Below are 22,391 nucleotides of genomic sequence, written 5' to 3' on the forward strand. Positions count from 1 at the left end.
ATGACCAATCCGATGCAAGACAAGAAGCGACCCTTTCGGAGCCACCGGCCGAAGCACTTCCTGCTCGAAACCGACGATGATGGCCGCGTCGCCACCATTACGCTCAACCGACCCGAAAAAAAGAACCCGCTCACGTTCGAGAGCTACGAGGAGCTGACCGACCTGTTCCGGGCGCTTGGCCGCGCCGACGATGTGCGGGTGGTGGTGCTGACCGGCGCGGAGAACAATTTCTCCTCGGGCGGCGATGTCTTCGACATCATCGAGCCACTGACCAGGATGTCGATGCCGGACCTGCTCGACTTCACGCGCATGACCGGCGACCTCGTGCGCCAGATGCGCGCCTGTCCGCAACCGATCATCGCTGCCGTCGACGGAATCTGCGCCGGGGCGGGCGCCATTCTTGCGATGGCCGCGGACCATCGCATTGCCACGCCGGAGGCAAAGACAGCCTTTCTGTTCACGCGTGTCGGCCTCGCCGGCGCCGACATGGGCGCCTGCGGCATCCTTCCGCGCATCATCGGCCAGGGCCGCGCGGCAGAACTCTTGTTCACCGGCCGAGTGATGACCGCTGCCGAAGGCCATGCCTGGGGCTTCTACAACGCGCTGCACGACCGAGCCGCCCTCCTCGGCGCAGCACAGGCATTTGCGCGCAACCTCGCCGACGGCCCGTGGTTCGCGCACGCGATGACGAAGAAGATGCTGGACCAGGAGTGGGCCATGGGCATCGACCAGCTCATCGAGTCGGAGGCGCAGGCACAGGCGATCTGCATGGCCACCGGCGACTTCCGCCGCGCCTTCGAGGCTTTCGCCGCCAAGACTAAGCCCGTTTTCGAGGGACGCTAGATCATGGCGTCGTCTTCCGCACCGGCCCGCACCCCAGCTCGCGATCATCTGGACTGGCCCTTTTTCGCTGACGACCATCGCGTGCTGGCCGGCGAACTGGACGCCTTCGTCGCCAGAGGTGGGCTGGGCGAGATCGACCATGCCGACGCAGACGGTGCCTGCAGGAGCCTGGTCATAAGGTTGGGCGACGCCGGCTTCCTGCGCCACTGCGTGCCGGCCGCCTTCGGTGGCGCGTCCGAGGCGATCGACAGCCGCTCGCTGTGCCTCATCCGCGAGACGCTTGCATTCCACGACGGCCTCGCCGACTTCGCCTTCGCCATGCAGGGGCTCGGCACCGGTGCCATCAGCCTGTCGGCCTCCGAGGAACTCAAGCGGGCGATCCTGCCGAAAATCGCCAGGGGCGAACTGATCTCCGCCTTCGCGCTGACCGAACCCGAAGCCGGTTCAGACGTGGCGGCGATGAGCAGCAGCGCCCGCCGAGCCGGCGACCATTATGTGCTCGACGGCGAAAAGATCTTCATCTCCAACGGCGGCATTGCCGACGTCTATAGCGTCTTCGCCCGCACCGGCGAGGCTCCCGGAACACGTGGCATCTCGGCCTTCGTCGTCTTTGCCGACACGCCCGGCTTCGAGATTGCCGAGCGCATCGAGACCATCGCGCCGCATCCGCTCGCCCGCATCCGCTTCGACAATTGCCGCATCCCTGTTTCGCAGCTTCTCGGACAGCCCGGTGAAGGCTTCAAGATCGCCATGCGCACGCTCGACATCTTTCGTCCCTCGGTCGCGGCCGCGGCGATCGGCTTTGCCCGGCGCGCCCTCGACGAGGCCGTGGCACATGCCAGATCGCGCAGGATGTTCGGGGCAACGCTGGCGGACCTGCCCACTGCGCAGAGCACCCTTGGCGAAATGGCGACGGCGATCGACACGGCCTCGCTGCTCACGGTGCGTACGGCCTGGCGACGCGACGTCCAGAAGCTGCCGATCACCCGTGAAGCTGCAATGGCCAAGATGACGGCGACGGAAAACGCGCAATGGGTCATCGACCAGGCGCTACAGATGTTCGGCGGACGCGGCGTGCGCGTGGGCGAAATCACGGAACGCCTCTACCGCGAAATCCGCGCGTTGCGCATCTACGAAGGCGCCACGGAGGTGCAAAAGCTCATCATCGGTCGTGAGCTGATGAAAGCGGCATCGCCGCGCTCCCCCGCAGAAAAGGACCGCGTATGACCGCCCCTCCCCGCAAGGCCGAGACGCCGAGCAACATACACCGTGTTCTGCAACCCGAGGGCTGGAAGCAGCCGCTGGGATACGCGAACGGCATTGAAGCCCGGGGCCGCATCCTCTTCATCGGTGGTCAGATCGGCTGGAATGCGCGCTGCGAATTCGAAACCGACGACTTCGTGGCACAGGTGCGTCAGACCCTGCTGAACATCGTCGACGTGTTGAAAGCGGGCGGCGCTGGGCCGCATCATATCACTTCGATGACCTGGTATTTCACCGACAAGAAGGAGTATGTCGACAACCTGCGCGCGATCGGCCAAGCCTATCGTGAGGTCATCGGCCGCCATTTCCCCGCCATGGCTGCCATGCAGGTCGTCGCGCTGGTCGAGGACCGTGCGAAGATCGAGATCCAGGCGACCGCGGTCGTGCCGGAGTAGCGTCGGCCTTCAGTTGACTTGTCACAGCGCGCGCGGTGCGATCCTGGCGCGTGCCGTCAGTGCAAGAGCCAGAAGCGTCATGGCGTAGGGCAGGATCGAGAAGAGTTCCGTCGGCACGAAGCTCATCCCGCCTTGGGCCCGAAGGCCCAGGCTCTCGAAGAATGAGAAGAGGAGCGCTCCCGCGAAGGCTCCGGGCACCGACCAGCGACCGATGATGACGACGGCGAGCGCGACATAGCCGCGGCCGTTGGTGAGCCCGTCATTGAAGGCGCCGAGCACACCGAGCGTGATCGCGGCGCCCGCGAGCCCCATCAGCGCACCGCCGAGTATCAATGCCACATAGCGCACCAGCGCCGTGTTGACGCCTCGCATCTCCGCCCCTGCCGGATCGTCGCCCACCGCCTTCAGGATAATACCGATGCGGGTCCTCGCCAGCACCAGAATGCCCACGACCATCGCGGCGAACGCCGCGTAGGTCATCAGGTTCTGCCGGAACAGTATGGGACCGATGAACGGGAGATCGCTCAGGAAGGGCACCTTCCATGTTGGCGTCAGCGGCACGAAGATCGCCATCTGGCCCGAAGGCTGCCAGAGCTGGAAGAGATAGGAAGTCAACCCCGCGCCGATGAGCGAGATGGCGATGCCGATGATGATCTGGTTGGCCCTGAGCCGGATGACGGAGACGGCAAGGATCGCCCCATAGCAGCCGCCCACGACGGCCGCGCCGAGAAGTCCCGCCGGCCACCCGGCCATGTGTGCGAAAACGACGGCTGCGAAAGCGCCGGCGGTCATGATCCCGTCGATGCCGAGATTGAGCGTCCCTGCCCGCTCGGTGATCATCTCGCCAAGTGCGGCCAGGAAGATCGGCGCAGCGAGCCTCAGCATGCCTCCAAGCACGATCTGCCAGAAAACGATATCGGTCCAGGTCATGGGGTCACGCCGTCCGTTTTCGCTGCAGGCCGATCGCGACGATCAGCAGCACCAGTCCCTGCGCGACGATCGCGATCGCAGCCGGCACGGACGTTCCCATCTGCATTCCCTGGGCACCGGTGGTGAGAGCTGCAAACAACAGGGAGGCGAGCACGATGCCGAGTGGCGTCAGACCGCCCAGCACGGCGACAAGGATGCCTGCGAAGCCGAGCCCACCGTCGACGCTGGGGTAGAGCGTGTGGGCGACGCCGGCGACCTGCAGCCAGCCGGCGAGACCGGCGGTCGCCCCGGCAAAGAGGAAGCTCGTCACCACCGCCCGAGGCTGCGACAGGCCGAGCCGCGCGGCGAGCCCTTCATTGCTGGCGAAAACCCGGTAGAGGAGCCCGGACCGCGTGCGCGTCCACATCATCAGCCCGGCGGCGAGCAGGATCACGAAAGCCGCGCCCCAATGAAGACGCGTGCCTTCGAGCAGGCTCGGCACCAGCGAAGTCTCCGGCAAAGGTGCGCTTCGCGGTGTTGCCGTCTGCGCACCTGCGGCGAGCGGTCCCTTGAGAAGCCAGAGCAGCGCGAAGCCCGCAATGTAGTTCAGGAGCAGCGTAGAGAGGATCTCGTTGACCTGAACATAGGCGCGCAGAAAGCCAGGCAGCAGAGCATACAGCATGCCGCCCAGCACACCGCCGACAAAGCCGACGGTCAGCAGGACGAGCGGCTCCTCGGCCGGCACGGAAAAGATGAACGCCGTCGAAAGCGCTGCGCCCGCAATCAGTTGCCCTTGGCTTCCGATGGTGAACACGCCGGCTCGAAGCGCCGGCATGACGCCGAGCCCGACGATCGCCAGCGGCACGGCGGTGACGAGCGTTTCGGCCACAAGGTAACGTTCACCGAATGCACCATGGACAAGCGCCCGCAGCGCGGCCAAAGGGTTGGCGCCGGCCAGCGACACCAGCGCTGCAATGACGGCCACCAACACCGCCGCGCCGATCAGGACCCGCGCAAGCGCGGTCGCCAACGCTTTCGTCATGCGCTCTGTCACTGATAGAGGCCCGGTTCCGGCTGCCAGCCCGTAAGGACATGGCGACCGATCTCGGCCTGCTTCCAGTTGACCGGATCGTGAAGGGTGAGAACGCGGATGTTGCGCCAGTAGCGATCGAAACCATTGGACCGCGCGACCGAGCGGGTGCCCATCAGCGTGTAGATTTCCGAGGCTGCCGCGAGCGACGCCTTGTGGGCGGCGACCTTGGCGGCATACACCGGGATGGCGAGCCCCGTGCGATCGATCTCGCCGCGCTCATAGACGTCCAGCAGATCGGCTGCGCTCAGCATCAGCGTATAGGCGGCAACGAGATCCGCCACGAGCTCGCCGGTCGACCTCTGCGTCAGCGGGTCGTCGGCGGCATTCGCCACCTTGGCCGACGGCCATGGGCGGCTCTTCGACGGAACGAAATCGGCCGCCTGGCGCAGAGCACCGATCGCCGTGCCGATCAAGATGGCGCAGAAGCCGACCTGATAGCGCAACGAGGCGTGCGGCGGCGAGAATTGTCCCGGGATCGTCGCGTTCCACATCGGATCGGTCTGCACCTGGTCGAAGGTGATCGTTCCGGAATCCGTCGCCCGCTGCCCGATCGGATCCCAGTCGCGGTGCACGGTGACGCCCTTGGCCGTCGGCGGGATGAGATTGAGCTGCATGCCTGCCAGCGCATTCTCGGACACGCCGGGCGCCTCAGGATTGAAGGCCCAGGTGGCGATGTAGTCGGCTTCGGCGGCTGCGGTCGTGTAGATCTTGCGGCCGTTGACGACGAAGCCGCCATCGGGACGGGCGAGCGCCGTTGTCGTCATGGGCGCATCGACCGTGCGGCCGGACTCGGCAACCGCAAGGCCGATGATGGCCCTGTCCTCGACGATCGCGCGTGCCAGACGCGGCTTGAGATCCTGCGGGCAATAGGTCAGGATCTCGCGCACGATCTCGTCATGAACCTTGTAGATCTGTGCGACCGAGCTGTCGGCGATGGCGAGCCGCAGTTGTGCCTCCATCGACACGCGGTGTGAGATGCCAGGCCCGCCCAGCGATGTCGGCAGGATCGCGCGCAGAAATCCGCTTCGCTTGATGGCTGCGATCGACTCCGTCGGATAGCGCCCCGTCGCATCGTTTTCGACGGCCCGCGGTGCGATCTCGCTGTCGATCGCCTTCTGCAGGTTCAGCATCAGTGGTGCGACCTCCGCCGGCAGCGCAAACGGTGGAAACGCCGAGCCGAGAAGGGGAGAAAGCGCAGTCTCTGTCATTCTGTCATCCAGCATCAGACGGCGACGGCCTCGAAACGAGCGGGATCCATCGCCTTGTGAATATCGTGGGCGTGGCTGGGGCATCGACAGCAGACGAGGCCGCCTTTCATGCCGAGCACGAGGTCCGTGAAACTTTGCGTCTTGGTTTCGACAAGCCCGCGTTCGGTGAGACCGAGATCCGGCACACCCACCAACCCGATGAAAGACATGATCAGGAAGGGCGCATGCATCGTACAACCGATTTTGCGGGTGGCTGCATCGCAGGCGAGCGACTGGTCGCGCACCGTCTCCCATGGCTGGTCGCTCATGCAGCCCGCGACAGGCAGAGGAACGGTCGACAGCACCTCGCCGTCGGCAACCGTGACATATCCGCCGCCGAGTGCCTCGATGGCTCGGGTCGCAAAGGCCATGTCCGCGTCCGACGTGCCGACGATCACCAGGTTCTGGTTCTCGCAATTGGTGGTCGCGGCGATCGCGCCGCGCTTCAGGCCGAAGCCCTTGACGAAGCCTATGCCGACATTGAGCGTTGCGTGATGGCGGTCGACGATGGCGACCTTGAGCACATCCCTCTCGGTGTCGCAGGCAACCAACCCGTCACGAACCTCGAGTTCGGTGTGGAAGGCGCGCTTGAAGTAGCCGTCGTACATCTCCATCGCCTGCACCCAGGCGGTGTCGCCTTGCGCTTTCACCGAGAAGAAGGCCTCGTCGATATCGGGGTGAAGATGCATCGTGTTGCGCGTGAACGCCGGGACTTCGTCGGTGTTCGCAAAAAGCGCCACGCCGTCGCGGGCAACGACCTTGCCGTCGACCAGCACGAGATGCGGACGCGCTTCGGCGAGATCTTCGACCAGTTGCAGATCGGCGATCTTGTTGGGCGTCACCGAACCGACCAGATGATCGATCCGGTAGTACGAGGCGGCGTTGAGCGTCGCCATGCGCCAGGCCTTGAGCGGCTCGACGCCGCACTCGATCGCCTTGCGCACCTGGTGGTCGATATGGCCCTGGCGGTCGAGATCCTCCACCAGCTTGTCGTCGGCACAAAAGGCTATGTGGCCGAGCCCGTCCTTCAGCGCGGGAATGTCTGCGAAGACCTCGGGCGTGTTGTCGTTCATGCTTCCGGCCATGACGGTCAGCATGGCGCCAAGTCGCAGCCGCTCGACGACGTCCCTTGTCTTGTGGGCGTTGTGGTCGTCTGAGATACCACCAGCGAGATAGCTCCACAGCGGCTCGTTCTCGAGCAGCGCAGTGTGGCCGGTGATGCGCTTGCCCGCTGCGATCGCCGCAACCTGCTTGCGGGCGGAGGACTCGTCCAGATTGAAAGGGTTGGATTCGCCCAGCGTGGCGGCGTCCGGGCGCTGCACGCGTGCGGCGATCTGCTGAGTGGTCAGATGCGCGCCGCCGAGTTCCAGTTCGGGAGCCTGCGGCACCTTGTGCGACACCTGGCGCAGGATACGCAGCGGCGTGGTCGTCGTGCCCATGAAATCGAGCCCCTCCTCGCCCAGCACATTGGCGATGCAGTTGGCGTCGGCGAGCACGGTCGTCGTGCCCTTCGGCACGGACAGCCGCGCGAGTTCGCCAGGCACGAGCTTGGTGTATTCGATATGCAGGTGGACATCGATGAAGGTCGGGGCGACGAAGTAGCCGGTCGCGTCTACGACGTTGTCGCAGTCGAAATGCCCCACCGGCGTGATCGCCGCGATATGGCGTCCGCTGATGACGACGTCGCGCTCGAGAATCTCGCCGATATGGAGCGCCAGCACCTTGCCGCCGCGCAGGATCAGATCCGGCTTTTCCTTGCCCGCTGCGACGAAGCGCATGCGCATCAGCTCGGCGACGGACGGCGCCCAGGTGGCGCCGGTCGCGGGATAGGTGAGCGGCTCGTCGGTCATTGGGCTGTCTCCATAGTATTCAGACCCATCATCGCCTGACCGAGCAGGGTCATGTCGACGGGTCGGGCAAGATCGAACTCCGCCACGACGCGGCCGTTGGTGAGGACGATCATGCGATGTCCAAGCTCCAGCAGCTCGTCGAGGTCAGCCGAGATGACCACGACCGCCGCTCCGTCGGCTGCAGCTTTTGTCAGCGCGGCGCGGATGCTGGCGGCCGCGGCAAGATCGAGCCCTTGCGTTGGGCCGTGGGCGACGATGACACCGGGAGCACGGGCGAGTTCGCGGCCGACGAGAAGCTTCTGCTGATTGCCGCCGGAAAGACCGCCGGAGATCGCCTCCGGATCGGGCGGCCGAACATCGAAATCCGCGATGATGCGCTTGCCGTGGTCATGTTCCGCCGATCGGTCGCGCGTGCCCAGGAACCGCCGGAACGCCTTGCCTCTCATCTCGAAGAGGCTGGCATTCTCGGAGATCGTTAGATCTGAGACGATCCCATCGGCTCGATTCTCGGGGATGAAGGCGAGGCCCAGGCGCGTCGAACGTGCAGGATCGCCGGTCACGTCGGCTCCATCGACATCCACGCGTCCGCTGTCCATGCCCCGCAGCCCCGCCAGGGCTTCCGCCAGCGCCGGCTGGCTGACGCCGGCCACGCCCGCGATCGCCAGGATTTCACCCTGCCGCACCGCCAGCGAGATGTCGTCGAGCACCAATTGGTCCTTGTCCCGGAGCGTCAGGCTGGAGACCTTCAGGCGCTGCCAGTCGCTGGTCGCTGCCAAGCGCGTCGCCCTGCCCCGATCGCGATCGCCCACCATAAGTCGCGCCACTTCATTTGCATCGAGCCCTGCGGTCGCGCCGTCCAGGATCACCTTGCCGCCGCGCAGCACGGTAATGTCGTCGGCACCCTCCATGACCTCGGCAATGCGATGGGTGACCAGTGCCACCGAGGTTCCGCCTGACGCCAGACGGCGAATTGTCCTGATGAGACGTTCGATCTCGACCGGCCCCAGCGCCGAGGTCGGTTCGTCAAGCAGCAGGATGCGCGCCCCGGCGGCGACCGCCGAGACGATTTCGCCGAGCTGGCGGCCGGCCAGGCTAAGGCGTTCCACCGGAGAGGTCATATCGAGCGAGACGTCCATGTCCGCGGCCACCTTCTGCAGCTGTGAAAGCGCGCCATCGCGGTCGAGCTTCAGCCCGCCCCCGGCCAGAAGATGGTTGTCGACGATCGACAGCGTCGCCACGAAGGAAAGCGCCTGCGGCACGAAGCCTATCCCGGCCGCGATCGCCTGGCGTCTCGACCATGGTCCGACCGCCGCCCCATCCAGGACGAATTCGCCGGCATCGCGCGGAAGAATGCCGGCGATGATCTTCGCCAGCGTGGATTTGCCCGCCCCGTTCTCGCCGACGATCGCGCGGATGCGCCCGCGCTCCAGGTCGATCGCAGCTCCCGAAAGAGCCGCGACCGACCCGAAGCGCTTGTCCACGCCCTTGACTCTGACGAGCGTATCCGACACGTCGCTGCGCTCTTACTCGAAGAAATTGGGCAGCGTCTTCTTGCCGCTTTCGAGATCGGCGATCAGTGCCTCGACCTGGCTCTTCAGATCGGCAGGCAGGCTTTCGCCGACCTCGCGGACTTCGGTCATCACAAGGCCCTTGTTGGCGATGCCGGACACGAAGAACTTCTTGCCGAACGTGCCGGCCTTGATGTCGTCGACATAGGCCTTGTAGGTCGGGTACATGTCGAGCACGACGGATGCGATGTTGACCTTCTCGGCAAAGCCGCCGGCCTCGCCGGTCACGCCGATCGTCAGCGCGCCTTCCTGGCCAGCCGCGGCGGCGACGCCGTTGCCGATGCCGTCCCCCGAGGTCCAGACGACTCCGGCACCCTGCGCGATCATGCCCCGGGTCACTTCGGCGGCCTTCTGGGCATCGTCGAAGGAGCCAGTATATGTTTCAATGAACGTGGCCGATGCGTTGCCTTCCTTCAAACCCGCCTTGAAGCCGTTGTGGGAAGCCTTGACGAAGGGAAGATCCGGGCCGCCGACCATGCCGAACGTGGTGATGCCGGCAAGCTTGCCGGCGATAAAGCCACCCAGATAGCCCTGCTGTCCGAAGTCGTAGGTCCAGCCATCGACATTGGCGATCAGGCGCTCTGCGAGATCCGGCCCGCCGGATGCGGCGAAATGCACCTTGGGAAAGTCGGGCGCGATTTTCAGGATCGGGTCTGAGAGTTCGATACCGTGACCGATGACGAGGTCATAGCCCTGCGACGCGTACTGGCGGATAATCGGCTCTGACTTCGACGGATCGGCCATCGCCTCGCGGATCTCGAACGTGATCTCGCCATCCTTGGCGAGCTTCTCGGCAGCTTCGCGGGCGACCTGGTTGAACGAGCCGTCATTGGCATGGCCCGGCACGAGGAGCGCGACCTTCAGGGGATCGGCAAATGCGGCGCCGGCGGAAAGGCTGGCGAACGCGACGGTGGCGGCAAGACTGATCTGACGCAGTGTCTTCATGGGGCCTGCTCCTTCGGAGACTTGGTTGCGGTGTCGATAGCGAATGTGAGGGTCACCGGATCGAGGCTGGGGCCGTCGAAGCGGTTGCTGAACCTGTTCTTCTGGGCGATCGCTGCCCCCGTCGTGATCTCGAAGCATGGGTCGAGGATCGGCCGAGAAATCCCGAGCATTTCCGCCGGCACGCACAGGACCGAGAAGCGGCCGTAGGGCTCAGCCTCGATGGAAGCGTGCAGCGCGCCGGTCCGGCTTTTCGAGATCAGCGCGGCCGTCGACAGAAAGCCGGCGGGTGTTGGCGGGCTGTCGCAGGTCATCCCGCTGGGGCAGACAACGTGCCGCATCGCGCCGCCGGCATCGATGGCGACCGTCTCGCGTGAACGCTCCGCCCAGGCCGGCGCGCCGCCGAGGATGGACACGACATCGCCATCGCGGCTGATGTCGATCGCCGACACATAGGTCGGCTCTACCTTGGAGCCGGACAGCGCAAAACGTTCCGGAAGGCCCCTCGCCCACTGCAACAGATCGGTGCCGGCCGCCCCGGCGGGCGCACCGGCGAATGCGAGAGCGGCGACTGCCATTGCGAGGTGCCTCACCATGTCGCGAGAGCCTCAAGCAGGGAGGCTTTCAGCCCGTCGTGAGCAAAGGACGCGCGGATTGAGGTTTCAGCAACCGTCCTGCACGTCTCCTTGTCCCATGCGAAAGCGTCGGCCGTACGGGCATATTCCGCGGCGAGATCGGTGCGCAGCAAAGCGGGATCGTCGGTATTGACCGACACCGGCACGCCGGCGCGCCGCAGAAAGTCGATCGGATGCTCGCCCAGCGTCTGGTAAAGACCGAGCACGAGGTTGGAACTCGGGCAGATGCCGAGTGCGATTTGACGGTCGGCCAGGATGTCGACAAGCGCGGGATCCTCGATCGCGCGAACGCCGTGGTCGATGCGGTCCGCGCCGAGCAGGAAGATCGCGTCGCGAACCCCATCCGGCCCGCTGGATTCGCCGGCATGCGCAGTGCGCTTGAGACCGCCACGCCCGGCGAGCTGAAACGCCTCCGCGAATTTCTCGCCCGTGCGGCCGGACGCGGCCTCGTTGCCGTCGACGGAAAGTGCCACGACCCGCGGATGCTTAAGGCGAAGCAGTTCCTCGACCAGTTCCACGGCTTCGGCGGAGGACTGCTGCCGCAGAAGCGATACGCACAGACCGGCCGGCGGCAACCCATCCGCCTCGGCGGCGCGAAACCCCTCGTCGAGCCCCTCCACCAGTCCTGACAGGTTGCCCCGCCAGCCTGACCAGTGTGTGGGATTAACGATGACGTCGGCGTAGCCAACACCGGAATCCGCCATCCGCTGGGAAAAGGCATAGGCCGATTTGGCGAGCTGATCCCTGGTGCGCGACAGGCCGCAGATGAAATCGAGGAATTCGAGAAAGTCCGCCAGACCTTGGAATTCCAGCAACCGGTCCTCCGGGCGGGGCAGAGGCGTGCCGTTCTCGCGCGCGAGCTCCACGATCGTCTCGGTGGAGAAGCAGCCCTCGAGATGCACATGGATTTCTGCCTTTGGCAGCGATTTGAAATCCATCGACACGTGTGCTGAAGCCCTGGTTCTTCCTTGGTTCCACGCAGGAGCTTCCAGCTTTTTCGCACGTGCACAAGAACAATTTGACGTTTCAAGCGTGCGATAGAACGCAACGCTAGCTGACGTTGTCCGTCGTCGAATGCGTCGACGCTATGTCGGTGAGTGCAGCGCGCAAAAGCGTGATCGCGGCCTGTGTGGCCGGCGATGGACGGCGGTTCGACGGCACCGCGATGACCAGTTCTTCCTTCTCGAGCTTGCTGTCCTCGATCTTGAGGAAGACGAGGCTGCCCTGCGCGAGTTCGGTATGCACGTCGAAGATCGACAGGATCGCCATCATCTCGGCGTTGGAGAGCATCGATTTCATCATCGCGATCGAGTTGGATTTTAGGGGCGACAAGACCTCGATATGAGCTTCTCGGAAAGCGCTCTCGATGAATTCGTGGATGCGCACCGAACTGTCCGGAAGCACGAAGCCGTAGCGCAGGCAGTTGGCCAGCCGCAGATTACGAGAACCCGCCAGGGGATGGTTCGTCGCCATCACGAGGCCGGGACGCAATTTGAGCCGGAAAACGATGTCGGCGGCGAAGCGCGCCGGAGGATTGAAGATCAGCGCCAGATCGAGCTCCTTGGCGACGAGTTTGCGCACAAGCTCTTCGGTCGAGGCGAACTGGGTCGATACCTCCAGCCCGGAATGGTACTGCCAGAGAGACCTGATGACATCCGGCAGCACGGCTGTGCTGAAGCATTCGGTAGCTCCGATAGAGACCGCTCCACGCCTCTGTCCGGTGAGTTCGCGCAATTGCCCTTCGGCCAGCGCCTGCTCGCGCCGCCACCGCCTGATGTCGGCCAGCAGCCGCTCTCCGACAGGTGTCGGACGCACTCCTCGGGGAAGACGCTCGAGCAGGGGCAGGCCAATCTCGGCTTCCATGTTGAGGATCTGCCGGTTGATTGCCGAGGCGGACATGTTGAGCGCTTCCGCTGCGCGGCGGAACGACCCCGCCCGCGCCACGGCGTCCAGCAGGATTGCGGAGGAAGACAGCAGTTGCATGGTTTCCAGCACCCACGGAGCGTTGCATCTTCTCGAACGGTAGCGCCGCGAATTGTCGCTTGTCATTCATTTTCCGATTCCGCACCCTGCTGCGATGCACATAAGGGTAGGCATGCAATGAAGGACGACCGGACGCTCTCCGAGCACGAGTATTTCCTGCGCAAGACGTTTGAGGTGGCAGAGCGCGCGCAGATGGCGGGCAATCACCCGTTCGGCGCCATACTTGTGTCACCCGATGGCGAGGTGCTGATGGAACAGGAGAACGCCTTCCAGCCGCTGCAGGACATGACCGGCCACGCCGAACGCGTGTTGATGACGCGCGCATCACAGGCCTACCGCCCGCAGTTCCTCGCCGAATGCACGATGTACACGTCCGCCGAACCCTGCGCCATGTGCTCCGGGGCCGTCTATTGGGCCGGCGTCGGCCGGGTCGTCTACGGCCTCGACGAAAGTCGGCTCAAGCAGATCACCGGCAATCACGATGAGAATCCGACACTCGACCTGCCCTGCCGAACGGTATTCGAGGCGGGCCAGCGCGCCATCGAGGTGATCGGCCCGCTACTCGCCGACGAAGCCGCCAAGCAGCACGAGACGTTCTGGCAGAAAAGCTAGGGCGAGCAACCACGCAGATGCTCCGGCATTCGCATAGAATGACCGGGATTTTCTAGAGTTGCTCGCGTTTGGCTCTAGCCGATTGACGAGAAATCGTTTGGCCGTGTCTCAGCGACCGTCCAACGGCTGTGACGTCAGGCCAGCGCCTCCAGGCAGTGCGTCCGATAAGCGGGCCGCGCGTTCAATTCCTGGAAATAGCGCTCGAGGTTCGGATAGGGCAGATGTCCGGCGGCAAGCCGGAACAGGCGGCCGAGATGGATGGCGACGGGGATATCGCCGATGCTGAGCTCATCGCCGGCAAGAAAGCGGCTGTCGGCCAGCGCACCGTCGAGAATGGCGCAGGGAGCCGCTACGTCGGCGATCGCCTTGTCGAGCGCCTCCGGCGCCTTCGCTGTCATGAGCGCGATCACCTTCGGATAGAGATAGATCGTTCCCCAGTCCATCCATCGGTCCGACAACGACCGCGCAGCCGCATCGACGGGCCAGAACGTGCCGGCTCCGTAGGTCGCGCCGAGATAACGGACAATGGCATTGGACTCCCATATCCGCGCAGGTCCGTCGACCAACAAAGGGATGAGGCCGTTGGGGTTCATGCCGAGGTAGGCCGCATCCTTGTTGCCACCGAACGGACCGCCGACATCGAGGCGCCGATGCTCGACGCCGAGTTCGGCGAGGGTCCACATCACCTTGGCAACGTTGGAGGAGTTCGGACGGCCGTGAACGGTGATCATGGGCATGCTTTCTCAGGTGGATAATGAACTCTTGGCATCGAAGCGGCGGCCAATGAGGATGACGAGCGTGGCCAGCGTGACCACGGGAAGGACGACGAGATTGACGGCGGGCCATCCGGCCGCCGACAGCAGGGCTCCCGACGACACCGATCCCACCGCCACCACACCGAACATGGAGAAGTCGTGGAGCGCCTGGACCTTCGGCCCCTCCTCGGGAGCGTGGCAGCTCGCCAGCATGGTGGTTGCGCCGAAGAAGGCAAAGTTCCATCCCACGCCGAGAAGGCACAGCGCGATCCAGAAGTTGTAGAGATCGATGCCGGAGAGCCCGCTACAGGCGCCTGCTGCCATGATCATCAGTCCCAGGATCATCACCGGTCGTTCTCCGAACGTTTTGATGAGCCTGCCCGTTACGAAGCTCGGCGCGAACATGCCGAGCACGTGCCACTGGATGCCGAGTGCTGCCTCTGACGGGGAGAAGCCGCAGATCACCATCGCCACCGGCCCGGCCGTCATCATGAAGTTCATCATCGAGTAGGAGGCGATCGAGGTAGCGAGCGCGATACGGAATCGTGGCAGGCGGGCGATCTCGCCGAGCGGACGGCCGGTCGAGCCGTCAAGCCGCTGCACCGGCGGCAGCCGCAATGCCGACAGCACCGGAAAGGCGAACAGCGCCATCACGCCCTGCGCGATGAAGGCCCCGGCGTAAGGCACGCCGGGAAGGGCGTCGCGGAAGAGGATCGTCAATTGCGGGCCCAGCACGGCGGCGCAGAGGCCGCCGATCAGCACCCATTGCAGCGCATTGGCGCGCTTCTCCGGCGGTGTGCCGTCCATGGCGGCGAAGCGATAGCTTTGCACCGACGCGGCATAGAGGCCGGCGATGAACGTGCCGAGGCAGAAGACGAGAAACTGCCCGGCCCAGATACCGACCGCCGCGATCAGCCCGGCCGACATGCCGACGAGCGATCCGATCATGTAGGTCGGCCGTCGCCCGAGACGGTTCAGCAGCATGGCGAGCGGGATCGTTCCGGCGGCGACGCCGATCGTGTAGGCCGAGACCGGCACGGTGACGAGCGAGGGCGACGGCGCATAGGCCTGCCCGACGAGGCCGCCGAGCGACACGATGACGGGCGGGCTCGCCGCACCGAGCGTCTGGGCGGCAAAGAGCACGGCCATGTTGCGCGTTGCCGCGGGACTGGTGATGGTGCCTGACATCTTCCGGTTCAGCTCATATGGCGCCGGTAGGCAGCGCCGACGGCCTCGCGCGCGCCAACGCGGTCCAACCCCAGCTCTTCGAACAGAATGGCGATCTTCATGCCGTTGGGCGTCGGCCGGAAGTAGAGTTCGACAGGTTCAGGCACTGAGTGAGTTTCCTTGTCAGGCGAAGTGGCAGGCAGCCTGATGATTGGCGGAAAGCGTCCGCAGGGCGGGGTCTTCGATCGCGCAGCGCGCCTGCGCCGCGGGGCAGCGGTTGTAGAACCGGCACCCCGTTGCGGCGGCACCGCTCGGCAGTTCGCCGGCGATGGACTCCGTCTGTCTGCGGCTGCCCGGTCGCGGCACGGGGACAGCCGCCAGGAGGGCGCGGGTATAGGGATGCGCGGGCCTGCGCCAGAGTGCCTCGCGATCGGCGACCTCGACGATCCTGCCGAGATACATGACGATGACCCGATCGGCAAAATAGCGCACGACGGAGAGGTCGTGGCTGATGAAGAGGTAGGACAGCCCCAGTTCCATCTTCAGATCGACGAGGAGATTGAGGATCTGGCTCTGGATCGACACGTCCAGTGCCGACACGGGCTCGTCACAGATCAGCAGGTCCGGCTGAAGGATAAGGGCGCGGGCGATGCCGATGCGCTGGCGCTGGCCGCCGGAGAACTCGTGCGGAAACCGCGACAGCGCCGCCTGCGGCAGACCGACCTTGTCGATGATGGAGCTTATGCGCCTGCGGCGTTCCGCCTTGTCGGAAACGCCGTGGGTGCGCAACGGGATGTCGAGCAGCTTGCCGACGGTCTGTCGCGGATTGAGCGAGCCGAACGGATCCTGAAACACCATCTGCATGCGCCGGCGCTTGCTCATCATCGCGTTGTGGCCGAGCTTGGTGATGTCGTCGCCTTCGACGCGGATGGCGCCGGCCGATGTTTCGATCAGCCGCAGGATCGATTTGCCGAGTGTCGACTTTCCGCAACCCGACTCCCCGACAAGCCCGACCGTCTCGCCCTTTTCAAGCGAGAAGCTCACGCCGTCGAGCGCGCGGAAACTGCGCCCCTTCTGCGCGTAGGTGACTTCGAGGTTCTCGACGCTAAGCAAAGTCATGCGCTTGCTCCTCCTGCCGCTGGGCGCGCCGGCAACTGGCCAGCCAGCCTTCCTCCAGCGCGGAGAGTTCGGGCTGCATGGTATGGCACGCCGGCAGAACGCGGCTGCAGCGCGGCGCAAAGGAGCAGCCCTTGGCGTAGGCGGCCGAGTTCACGGACCCCTTGATCTCCGTCAGGCGGTGGCTCGTGTAATGCCAGGCGCCCTCGCCATTGCTGACCGACGAATTGAGCAGGCCCATCGAGTACGGATGCTGGGGCGCGTCGAAGAAGCGCTTGACGGGGGCAGTCTCCACCACCCGGCCGGCATACATGACGGCGACGCGATCGGCCCACTGGGCAACCACGCCAAGATCGTGGGTGATCAGCAGAACCGCCATCGACAGCTCGCGGCGCAGCCGGTCAAGGAGGTCCATGACCTGAGCCTGGATCGTGACATCGAGCGCCGTGGTCGGCTCATCGGCGATCAAAAGGGTAGGATTGCACGCCACGGCCATCGCGATCATCACCCGCTGCCGCATGCCGCCGGAGAAATTGTGCGGATACTGGTCGTAGCGCTTGTGCGGATCGGGAATGCCGACCAGCTCGAAGAGCTCGACCACGCGGGCGCGCGTGGCCCGCGAAGACAGCTTCTGGTGGCGCCGGATGACCTCCGCCACCTGCGCTCCGACGGTCAGCACCGGGTTGAGGGAGGTCATGGGCTCCTGGAGAATGAGTGAAACGCCGTTTCCGCGGATACGGCGCAGATCGAACGGCGACACCGTCGCAAGATCGACCCCTTCGAAGATGACCTGACCGTTCAGGATCCGGGCGGCGGGCGGCAGCAGGCGCATGATGGCGAAGGCGGTCATGGACTTTCCGCAGCCGGATTCGCCGACCAGCGCCAGCATCTCGCCCTTGTGGATTTCAAAGGACACCCCGTGGACGGCTGGCCCGGACGGGAAGCCGATGGCGAGGTCGAGGACTTCGAGAACCGGAATGGGTTTCATCGATTGCTCACCGAGCGGGGGTTGAGGATATCGTTGAGGCCGTCGCCAACGAGGTTCAGCGAGAGAACGGTCAGGGTGATGGCGGCGCCGGGCAGCGCCGTCACGTACCACTCCACCCGCAGGAGGGAGCGGCCATCGGCGATCATCGAGCCCCAGGACACCAGATCCGGGTCGCCCATGCCGAGGAAGGACAGGCCGGCCTCGGTCAGGATGGCGTTGGCGGCAAGGACCGAGGTAGTGACCACTACTGGGGGCAGCGCGTTCGGCAGGATTTCGCCGAAGATGATGCGTGTCGTACTGTAGCCGAGGCTGCGCGCAGCCATGACGAAATCCGAGTTGCGCAAGGCACGGAACTGCGCGCGCACGAGACGGGCGACGGTCGGCCACGTCGCTATGCCGATGGCGAATGCGATCATCGGCAGCGACGGTCCGGCGATCGCCACCAGCACGATCACGAGGAGAAATGTCGGGACGGTCTGGAACAGTTCGGTGATGCGGACCAGCACATCGTCGAGCACGCCGCCGAAATATCCGCCGATCGCCCCGACGAGCACCCCGATGATCAGGCCCACCAGCGCTGCGGAGGCGCCCACCAGCAGCGACGCCCCCGCCCCGTGCACCAGGCCGCTTGCGATGTCGGTGCCCAGCGAGCCGCTGCCGAGTGGATATTCGGCATCCTGGAATGGCCAGATCAGCGGCATCGTCACCATGTCGCGCGGGTCGGCGGGATAGAGGACGTCGGCGAGGAGCGCCAATGCGACGATGGCGATCAGGATCGCAGCGCCCACCAGAAACGGGATGTTGTGGCGCACGGCGCGCCAGGCGCGCGATCCCTGTTTCTTCGGCGCAAGAACCTCGGCAGGTGTGAGGGACGTTGCCGCGGCAGTATCGATGAACGCCTGCGTGTTCATGACCGGATGCTCCGCCTAACGAAGCTCGATGCGGGGATCGAGCCAGGACTGCAGAATGTCCACCACCACATTGGCGATGATCACGAGGATAGACGACAGAAGCAGGATGCCGAGCAGCACCGAGAAGTCACGGTTCACGACGCTGTCGAGCGCGAGCCGTCCCATGCCTGGCCAGCCGAAGACGGTTTCCACCACCATCGCCCCGCCGAGCATGTTGCCGAGATGCATGCCGGCCACCGTCGTCACCGGGATGAGTGCATTGCGCAGTGCATGTCGGAACTGCAGCACCACGGGATGCAGCCCCTTGGCCGCCGCTGTCCGCATAAAATCCTGCTGTTGCACTTCGAGCATGGTGGCGCGGGTGAGCCGGGCATAGACAGCGGCGTAGAAGAGCGACAGCGACAGTGCCGGCATGATCAGGTGCCGCAGGCGATCGACGAATGCATCCAACCCCGTCAGTCCCGCCCCGATACTGGCATTGCCGTTGCTCGGCAGCCAGTTCATCGTCACGGAAAACAGGACGATCGCCATGAGACCGAGCCAGAAACCGGGTATGGCGTAGATGAGCATCAGCACCACGGAAATGACCCGATCCGGCCATTTCCCGGCGAATGCCGACATGACCCAGCCCAGCACGATGCCGATCACCAGCGCGAAGCCGAGCGCGCTCAGCACGAGCAGCAGCGTGTCCGGCAGCCGGCCGACGATGAGATCCGTCACCGGCACGCCGAGACGGGCGGACTTGCCGAGGTCGAAATGGGCAAGGTTGTTCAGATAATTCACGACCTGCTCGAACAGGCCGAGGTTGAGGCCGAGGCGCTCGCGGATCGCCGCCATCGATTCCTCGGTGGCCGAGCCGGACTCCATTGCGATCGTGTCGGCAACGTCGCCCGGCAGCATCTTGAGCAGCAGGAAGTTCAGGACAACGATGCCGAAGATCGTCGGCAGCGCCTGCAACGCGGTCTTCCCAAAGATCTTGGCGATGCGGGCATTGGCCATATCGGCTGCCTCCGGCTCAAAGGATGAAGGCGGGCCGGCAGCGGCACGCCAGCATGTCGTTCACTCTGCGGCCCCGAGCGGAAGAGGCGTCATCTCGCCGGTCAGGTGCATCTTCAGGAAGGGCAGGCTATCCTGTCCCCAGTAGGGCTCGCCCTCGTAGACATAGGTCGGGCTGCCGAAGATGCCGTTCGCCTTGGCGCGGGCGAGATTCCCCTGCCATTTGGCCTGGACGTCAGCGTCCTGCTCGCGCGCCAGCAGCGCGGCACCGTCGAAGCCTGCATCGTCGGCGATGCGCCCGCGCACTTCGGGAAGCCCGATGTCGTCGACATGCCCCCACCAGCGCTCCTGCATGGCTGAGACGAGCTCGATCCAGTCCAGCCCGTCGAGCTGCGCGGCAATGATCATGAAGGATGCGGGCACCCAATCCGTCGTCGGACGCCCCTCGCCACCTCGCCCGTCGATGAGGACGGTTTTGTCGAGATAGCGTGCCCAGCGCGCCAGATCCCTTTTCCAGTAAGCCCTGCGCGGCTCCGGGCGGCTCTTCGATGGGATGGCGCCGTTCGCCTCGATGATGGTGATCAGATACGGCTCGATCCTGAGGCCGTGCTCGGCGGCGAGGGCCCTGAAACGGTCGAGGCCGATATAGGCCCAGGGCGAACTGATCGAGAAATAATAGTCGACGGTCTTGGGCATGCGAGCACTCCGCGTTGACTCATAATTGAATGAGTTCATCTATGTGTCAACGCATTTTGACGACCATCCTCGCCATAAGGGAAATTTGACCCACCACTTCCTGCAAAATGGGAATCTGCACATCAAATAGGCCGCATCAAAGCGCATATTTTTGCATTGTGGGCAATCCTTGGGCAATCGACATATTTGGCTACAAAACGATCTCTTTTCTGTTGCAATAAATGAAGATATTCATAATTCTATCTACAAGGCCGGTTAGCCGGTCTCCAGGGTGATACCGAGGAGTCGATATGACTGGCCAACCGGAACTGAGATTGTCTGCCGATGTGGGTGGCACATTCACCGACATGGTGTTGGAACAGGCCGGCACGCGTTGGACATCGAAGGTCCTCACGACTCCCGTGCGCCCGGAAGAAGGCGTTCTGGCCGGAATCGCGGAAATCCTGGAGATTGCCGGGAAATCCATCGGCGACGTCACAACGTTCGTCCACGGAACGACACTCGCAACAAACGCCATCATCGAACGCCGCGGCGCGAAAACCGCCCTGATCGCCACCGATGGCTTTCGCGACGTGGTCGAAATCGGCACCGAAAGCCGGTACGATCAATACGAACTCGCCTTGGTGCGGCCGAAGCCGCTGGTGGAGCGTCCACTGCGCTTCACCGTCCGCGAGCGGATGGATGCACGGGGCAACGTTCTGCTGGCGCTCGACGAGACTGACGTTCTCGCCGTCGTCCAACAGTTGAAGACTGCGGGCGTCCTCAGCGTCGCCGTGTGCTTTCTGCATGCCTACGCAAACCCGGCGCATGAACTGCGCGTGGCAGCCCTGCTCTCCGAGCACCTGCCCGGTGTGACCGTCTCGCTCAGCCACGAGGTTTCGCCGGAAATCCGCGAATATGAGCGCACCTCCACGACGATTGCCAACGCCTATGTCCAGCCGCTGATGAGCGGCTATCTAAAGAGGCTCGAAGTATCGCTCCGCGAGAGAGGTTTCACCGGCTTTCTCTGCCTCATGACCTCCGGCGGTGGTCTCTCCTCGGTGGAATCAGCACGCCGCTTTCCGGTCCGTCTGGTCGAGTCGGGCCCGGCGGGTGGCTCGATCTTCGCCGCACAGATCGCCGCGACATTGGGTGAGAAGAAGGTTCTTGCCTTCGACATGGGCGGCACGACCGCCAAGGTCAGCCTGATTCACGACTTCCAGTCCGAGACCGTGCGCAGCTTCGAGGTGGATCGCGCCGCCCGCTTCCTGAAGGGCAGTGGGTTGCCCCTGCGTATCCCCGTTATCGAAATGGTCGAGATCGGCGCCGGCGGCGGCTCGATCGCCGGCATCGACCAGCTCAAGCGTGTCACGGTGGGGCCGGAGAGCGCCTCGTCTGTTCCCGGACCAGCCTGTTACGGACGCGGCGGCAAGGAAGCCACCGTCACCGACGCCGATCTCATGCTTGGGCTGATCGATCCAAAGGCGTTCGCTGGCGGTTCGATCCTGCTGGATCCCGAGAAATCCCACGCGGCCTTCGCAAGCACTGTGGGCGAGGCGCTCTCGCTCGACGCGGAAATGTCCGCCTACGCGGTTTATGAAATGGTGTGCGAGAACATGGCCAGCGCAGCGCGCGTTCACGCGGTGGAGCGCGGCGCGGTCGCGAGCCAGCATACGGTCATCGCCTTCGGCGGCGCCGCTCCGCTGCACGTCGCCCGCGTTGCCGATAAGATCGGCGCGGATCGCGTGATCGTTCCGCAGAATGCGGGCGTCGGCTCAGCTGTCGGCTTTCTTGCCGCTCCCATTTCCTACGAGGTCGTGCGGTCCGGTTATCAGCGTCTCGATACGTTCGATGCTGCGGCGGCGAACAAGCTGCTGGAGGCCATGGCCGCGGAAATCCGCTCCTGGGTGGAAACGGCTGCACGCGGCGCCCCGTTGGTCGAGAGGCGGATCGCCTACATGCGCTATCTCGGCCAGGGTCATGAAATTCCGGTGGTCATCCCAGGCGGGACGCTCGAGCCCGGTTATGCCGCGGCCTTCCGTGAACAATTCGAGGATGCGTATCGGATGATGTTCAAGCGCATCATCCCCAAGGCTGCGATCGAGGTCATGGCGTGGTCTGTGTCCATATCCACAGAACCTACTCTGCCTGAGGCGATCGAGCCGATCGAACTCACCGATGCGCCTGAGACAGTCGAGAAGCGCCGCTTCTTCGACGGCCGCAACGGCGTCAGTGTCGACATTCCACTCTACAGGCGATCGGCCCTACGCCCAGGCCAGCGGTTTGCCGGTCCGGCCATCGTCAATGAAGCCGAAACCTCGACCTTCGTCAGCGATGCTTTCGACGCCTGGATCGACGCTTCCGGCGCGATCGTGATGCAGCGCAAGGCGCGTGCCGTTCTGCAGCAGGCGGCGTGAGCCGAGCAATCCGTTTTCTTCCTGGA

Annotated in this window: 22 protein-coding genes; 5 read left to right on the plus strand and 17 right to left on the minus strand. The window is 64.6% G+C overall.

Annotation, left to right across the window (positions count from 1 at the left end; translation table 11 throughout):
* Genes B9Z03_RS24360 through B9Z03_RS24370 form a run of 3 tightly spaced genes read left to right on the plus strand, consistent with a single transcriptional unit; the run spans position 1 to position 2,501 of the window.
* Positions 1-843, plus strand: a complete 843-nt coding sequence (locus tag B9Z03_RS24360; RefSeq protein ID WP_244561836.1) for an enoyl-CoA hydratase family protein — start codon at positions 1-3, stop codon at positions 841-843.
* A 3-nt stretch (positions 844-846) separates the two neighbouring features.
* Positions 847-2,070 (plus strand): acyl-CoA dehydrogenase family protein, encoded by a 1,224-nt coding sequence (locus B9Z03_RS24365; protein WP_085466594.1) that lies wholly within the window; start codon positions 847-849, stop codon positions 2,068-2,070.
* 35 nt (positions 2,071-2,105) lie between these two features.
* Positions 2,106-2,501, plus strand: coding sequence for a RidA family protein (locus B9Z03_RS24370; RefSeq protein ID WP_085467856.1), 396 nt, complete (start codon positions 2,106-2,108; stop codon positions 2,499-2,501).
* Between the two features lie 21 nt (positions 2,502-2,522).
* On the opposite strand, the gene B9Z03_RS24375 is transcribed toward B9Z03_RS24370, so the two are convergent.
* From B9Z03_RS24375 to B9Z03_RS24410, 9 genes are all read right to left on the minus strand, one after another.
* The gene (locus B9Z03_RS24375; protein WP_085466595.1) at positions 2,523-3,431 is read right to left on the minus strand and encodes an ABC transporter permease; all 909 of its coding nucleotides are present in this window, start codon (positions 3,429-3,431) and stop codon (positions 2,523-2,525) included.
* A gap of 4 nt (positions 3,432-3,435) precedes the next feature.
* The gene (locus tag B9Z03_RS24380; protein ID WP_085466596.1) at positions 3,436-4,452 is read right to left on the minus strand and encodes an ABC transporter permease; all 1,017 of its coding nucleotides are present in this window, start codon (positions 4,450-4,452) and stop codon (positions 3,436-3,438) included.
* A gap of 8 nt (positions 4,453-4,460) precedes the next feature.
* Positions 4,461-5,711: an acyl-CoA dehydrogenase family protein gene (locus tag B9Z03_RS24385; protein ID WP_176247613.1), complete on the minus strand. Its 1,251-nt coding sequence runs from the start codon at positions 5,709-5,711 to the stop codon at positions 4,461-4,463.
* Positions 5,712-5,725: 14 nt separating this feature from the next.
* Positions 5,726-7,600, minus strand: coding sequence for an adenine deaminase (locus B9Z03_RS24390; protein ID WP_085466598.1), 1,875 nt, complete (start codon positions 7,598-7,600; stop codon positions 5,726-5,728).
* Positions 7,597-9,111, minus strand: a complete 1,515-nt coding sequence (locus B9Z03_RS24395; RefSeq protein WP_085466599.1) for an ATP-binding cassette domain-containing protein — start codon at positions 9,109-9,111, stop codon at positions 7,597-7,599. Before B9Z03_RS24395 ends, B9Z03_RS24390 begins: the two co-directional genes overlap by 4 nt.
* Positions 9,112-9,123: 12 nt before the next feature.
* Positions 9,124-10,113: a BMP family protein gene (locus B9Z03_RS24400; protein ID WP_176247614.1), complete on the minus strand. Its 990-nt coding sequence runs from the start codon at positions 10,111-10,113 to the stop codon at positions 9,124-9,126.
* Positions 10,110-10,688: a hypothetical protein gene (locus B9Z03_RS29945; RefSeq protein WP_176247615.1), complete on the minus strand. Its 579-nt coding sequence runs from the start codon at positions 10,686-10,688 to the stop codon at positions 10,110-10,112. Before B9Z03_RS29945 ends, B9Z03_RS24400 begins: the two co-directional genes overlap by 4 nt.
* Before the next feature lie 11 nt (positions 10,689-10,699).
* Positions 10,700-11,683, minus strand: a complete 984-nt coding sequence (gene add, locus B9Z03_RS24405; protein ID WP_085466601.1) for an adenosine deaminase — start codon at positions 11,681-11,683, stop codon at positions 10,700-10,702.
* Between the two features lie 112 nt (positions 11,684-11,795).
* Positions 11,796-12,794, minus strand: a complete 999-nt coding sequence (locus B9Z03_RS24410; RefSeq protein ID WP_085466602.1) for a LysR family transcriptional regulator — start codon at positions 12,792-12,794, stop codon at positions 11,796-11,798.
* Positions 12,795-12,845: 51 nt separating this feature from the next.
* Between B9Z03_RS24410 and B9Z03_RS24415 the strand changes: the two genes are divergently transcribed.
* Complete coding sequence (locus B9Z03_RS24415) at positions 12,846-13,340, plus strand: nucleoside deaminase (protein ID WP_085466603.1); 495 nt, start codon at positions 12,846-12,848, stop codon at positions 13,338-13,340.
* Between the two features lie 134 nt (positions 13,341-13,474).
* Here B9Z03_RS24415 and B9Z03_RS24420 read toward each other — a convergent pair whose 3' ends face one another.
* Genes B9Z03_RS24420 through B9Z03_RS24450 form a run of 8 tightly spaced genes read right to left on the minus strand, consistent with a single transcriptional unit; the run spans position 13,475 to position 19,969 of the window.
* Positions 13,475-14,077 (minus strand): glutathione S-transferase family protein, encoded by a 603-nt coding sequence (locus tag B9Z03_RS24420; RefSeq protein WP_085466604.1) that lies wholly within the window; start codon positions 14,075-14,077, stop codon positions 13,475-13,477.
* A 6-nt stretch (positions 14,078-14,083) separates the two neighbouring features.
* Entirely contained in the window at positions 14,084-15,283 is a 1,200-nt protein-coding gene (locus B9Z03_RS24425) for an MFS transporter (protein WP_085466605.1), read from the minus strand.
* Positions 15,284-15,291: 8 nt separating this feature from the next.
* A complete protein-coding gene (locus tag B9Z03_RS29950) occupies positions 15,292-15,429 on the minus strand; it encodes a thioredoxin domain-containing protein (RefSeq protein ID WP_176247616.1) in 138 nt (45 codons plus the stop codon).
* 16 nt (positions 15,430-15,445) lie between these two features.
* Positions 15,446-16,381 (minus strand): ABC transporter ATP-binding protein, encoded by a 936-nt coding sequence (locus B9Z03_RS24430; protein WP_085466606.1) that lies wholly within the window; start codon positions 16,379-16,381, stop codon positions 15,446-15,448.
* The gene (locus B9Z03_RS24435) at positions 16,368-17,366 is read right to left on the minus strand and encodes an ABC transporter ATP-binding protein (protein WP_085466607.1); all 999 of its coding nucleotides are present in this window, start codon (positions 17,364-17,366) and stop codon (positions 16,368-16,370) included. Before B9Z03_RS24435 ends, B9Z03_RS24430 begins: the two co-directional genes overlap by 14 nt.
* Positions 17,363-18,277 (minus strand): ABC transporter permease, encoded by a 915-nt coding sequence (locus B9Z03_RS24440; RefSeq protein WP_085466608.1) that lies wholly within the window; start codon positions 18,275-18,277, stop codon positions 17,363-17,365. The genes B9Z03_RS24435 and B9Z03_RS24440 overlap by 4 nt, the downstream gene beginning before the upstream one ends.
* Positions 18,278-18,292: 15 nt before the next feature.
* Positions 18,293-19,276, minus strand: a complete 984-nt coding sequence (locus tag B9Z03_RS24445) for an ABC transporter permease (protein ID WP_085466609.1) — start codon at positions 19,274-19,276, stop codon at positions 18,293-18,295.
* A gap of 60 nt (positions 19,277-19,336) precedes the next feature.
* Positions 19,337-19,969, minus strand: a complete 633-nt coding sequence (locus tag B9Z03_RS24450) for a 2-hydroxychromene-2-carboxylate isomerase (RefSeq protein ID WP_085466610.1) — start codon at positions 19,967-19,969, stop codon at positions 19,337-19,339.
* Between the two features lie 290 nt (positions 19,970-20,259).
* Here B9Z03_RS24450 and B9Z03_RS24455 point away from each other — a divergent pair, with 290 nt between their 5' ends.
* Complete coding sequence (locus tag B9Z03_RS24455) at positions 20,260-22,365, plus strand: hydantoinase/oxoprolinase family protein (protein WP_085466611.1); 2,106 nt, start codon at positions 20,260-20,262, stop codon at positions 22,363-22,365.
* Positions 22,366-22,391: the final 26 nt, after the last annotated feature.

Source organism: Mesorhizobium australicum, assembly GCF_900177325.1.
Taxonomy (GTDB): Bacteria; Pseudomonadota; Alphaproteobacteria; order Rhizobiales; family Rhizobiaceae; genus Mesorhizobium_A; species Mesorhizobium_A australicum_A.

Coding starts and splice junctions, on each gene's coding strand:
- B9Z03_RS24380 (WP_085466596.1), bottom strand. CDS start 4,452: ATGACGAAAGCGTTGGCGACCGCGCTTGCGCGGGTCCTGATCGGCGCG.
- add (WP_085466601.1), bottom strand. CDS start 11,683: ATGGATTTCAAATCGCTGCCAAAGGCAGAAATCCATGTGCATCTCGAG.
- B9Z03_RS24390 (WP_085466598.1), bottom strand. CDS start 7,600: ATGACCGACGAGCCGCTCACCTATCCCGCGACCGGCGCCACCTGGGCG.
- B9Z03_RS24375 (WP_085466595.1), bottom strand. CDS start 3,431: ATGACCTGGACCGATATCGTTTTCTGGCAGATCGTGCTTGGAGGCATG.
- B9Z03_RS24415 (WP_085466603.1), top strand. CDS start 12,846: ATGAAGGACGACCGGACGCTCTCCGAGCACGAGTATTTCCTGCGCAAG.
- B9Z03_RS24365 (WP_085466594.1), top strand. CDS start 847: ATGGCGTCGTCTTCCGCACCGGCCCGCACCCCAGCTCGCGATCATCTG.
- B9Z03_RS24410 (WP_085466602.1), bottom strand. CDS start 12,794: ATGACAAGCGACAATTCGCGGCGCTACCGTTCGAGAAGATGCAACGCT.
- B9Z03_RS24360 (WP_244561836.1), top strand. CDS start 1: ATGACCAATCCGATGCAAGACAAGAAGCGACCCTTTCGGAGCCACCGG.
- B9Z03_RS24430 (WP_085466606.1), bottom strand. CDS start 16,381: ATGACTTTGCTTAGCGTCGAGAACCTCGAAGTCACCTACGCGCAGAAG.
- B9Z03_RS24385 (WP_176247613.1), bottom strand. CDS start 5,711: ATGACAGAGACTGCGCTTTCTCCCCTTCTCGGCTCGGCGTTTCCACCG.
- B9Z03_RS24400 (WP_176247614.1), bottom strand. CDS start 10,113: ATGAAGACACTGCGTCAGATCAGTCTTGCCGCCACCGTCGCGTTCGCC.
- B9Z03_RS29945 (WP_176247615.1), bottom strand. CDS start 10,688: ATGGCAGTCGCCGCTCTCGCATTCGCCGGTGCGCCCGCCGGGGCGGCC.
- B9Z03_RS24435 (WP_085466607.1), bottom strand. CDS start 17,366: ATGAAACCCATTCCGGTTCTCGAAGTCCTCGACCTCGCCATCGGCTTC.
- B9Z03_RS24440 (WP_085466608.1), bottom strand. CDS start 18,277: ATGAACACGCAGGCGTTCATCGATACTGCCGCGGCAACGTCCCTCACA.
- B9Z03_RS24455 (WP_085466611.1), top strand. CDS start 20,260: ATGACTGGCCAACCGGAACTGAGATTGTCTGCCGATGTGGGTGGCACA.
- B9Z03_RS24450 (WP_085466610.1), bottom strand. CDS start 19,969: ATGCCCAAGACCGTCGACTATTATTTCTCGATCAGTTCGCCCTGGGCC.
- B9Z03_RS24420 (WP_085466604.1), bottom strand. CDS start 14,077: ATGCCCATGATCACCGTTCACGGCCGTCCGAACTCCTCCAACGTTGCC.
- B9Z03_RS24425 (WP_085466605.1), bottom strand. CDS start 15,283: ATGTCAGGCACCATCACCAGTCCCGCGGCAACGCGCAACATGGCCGTG.
- B9Z03_RS24445 (WP_085466609.1), bottom strand. CDS start 19,276: ATGGCCAATGCCCGCATCGCCAAGATCTTTGGGAAGACCGCGTTGCAG.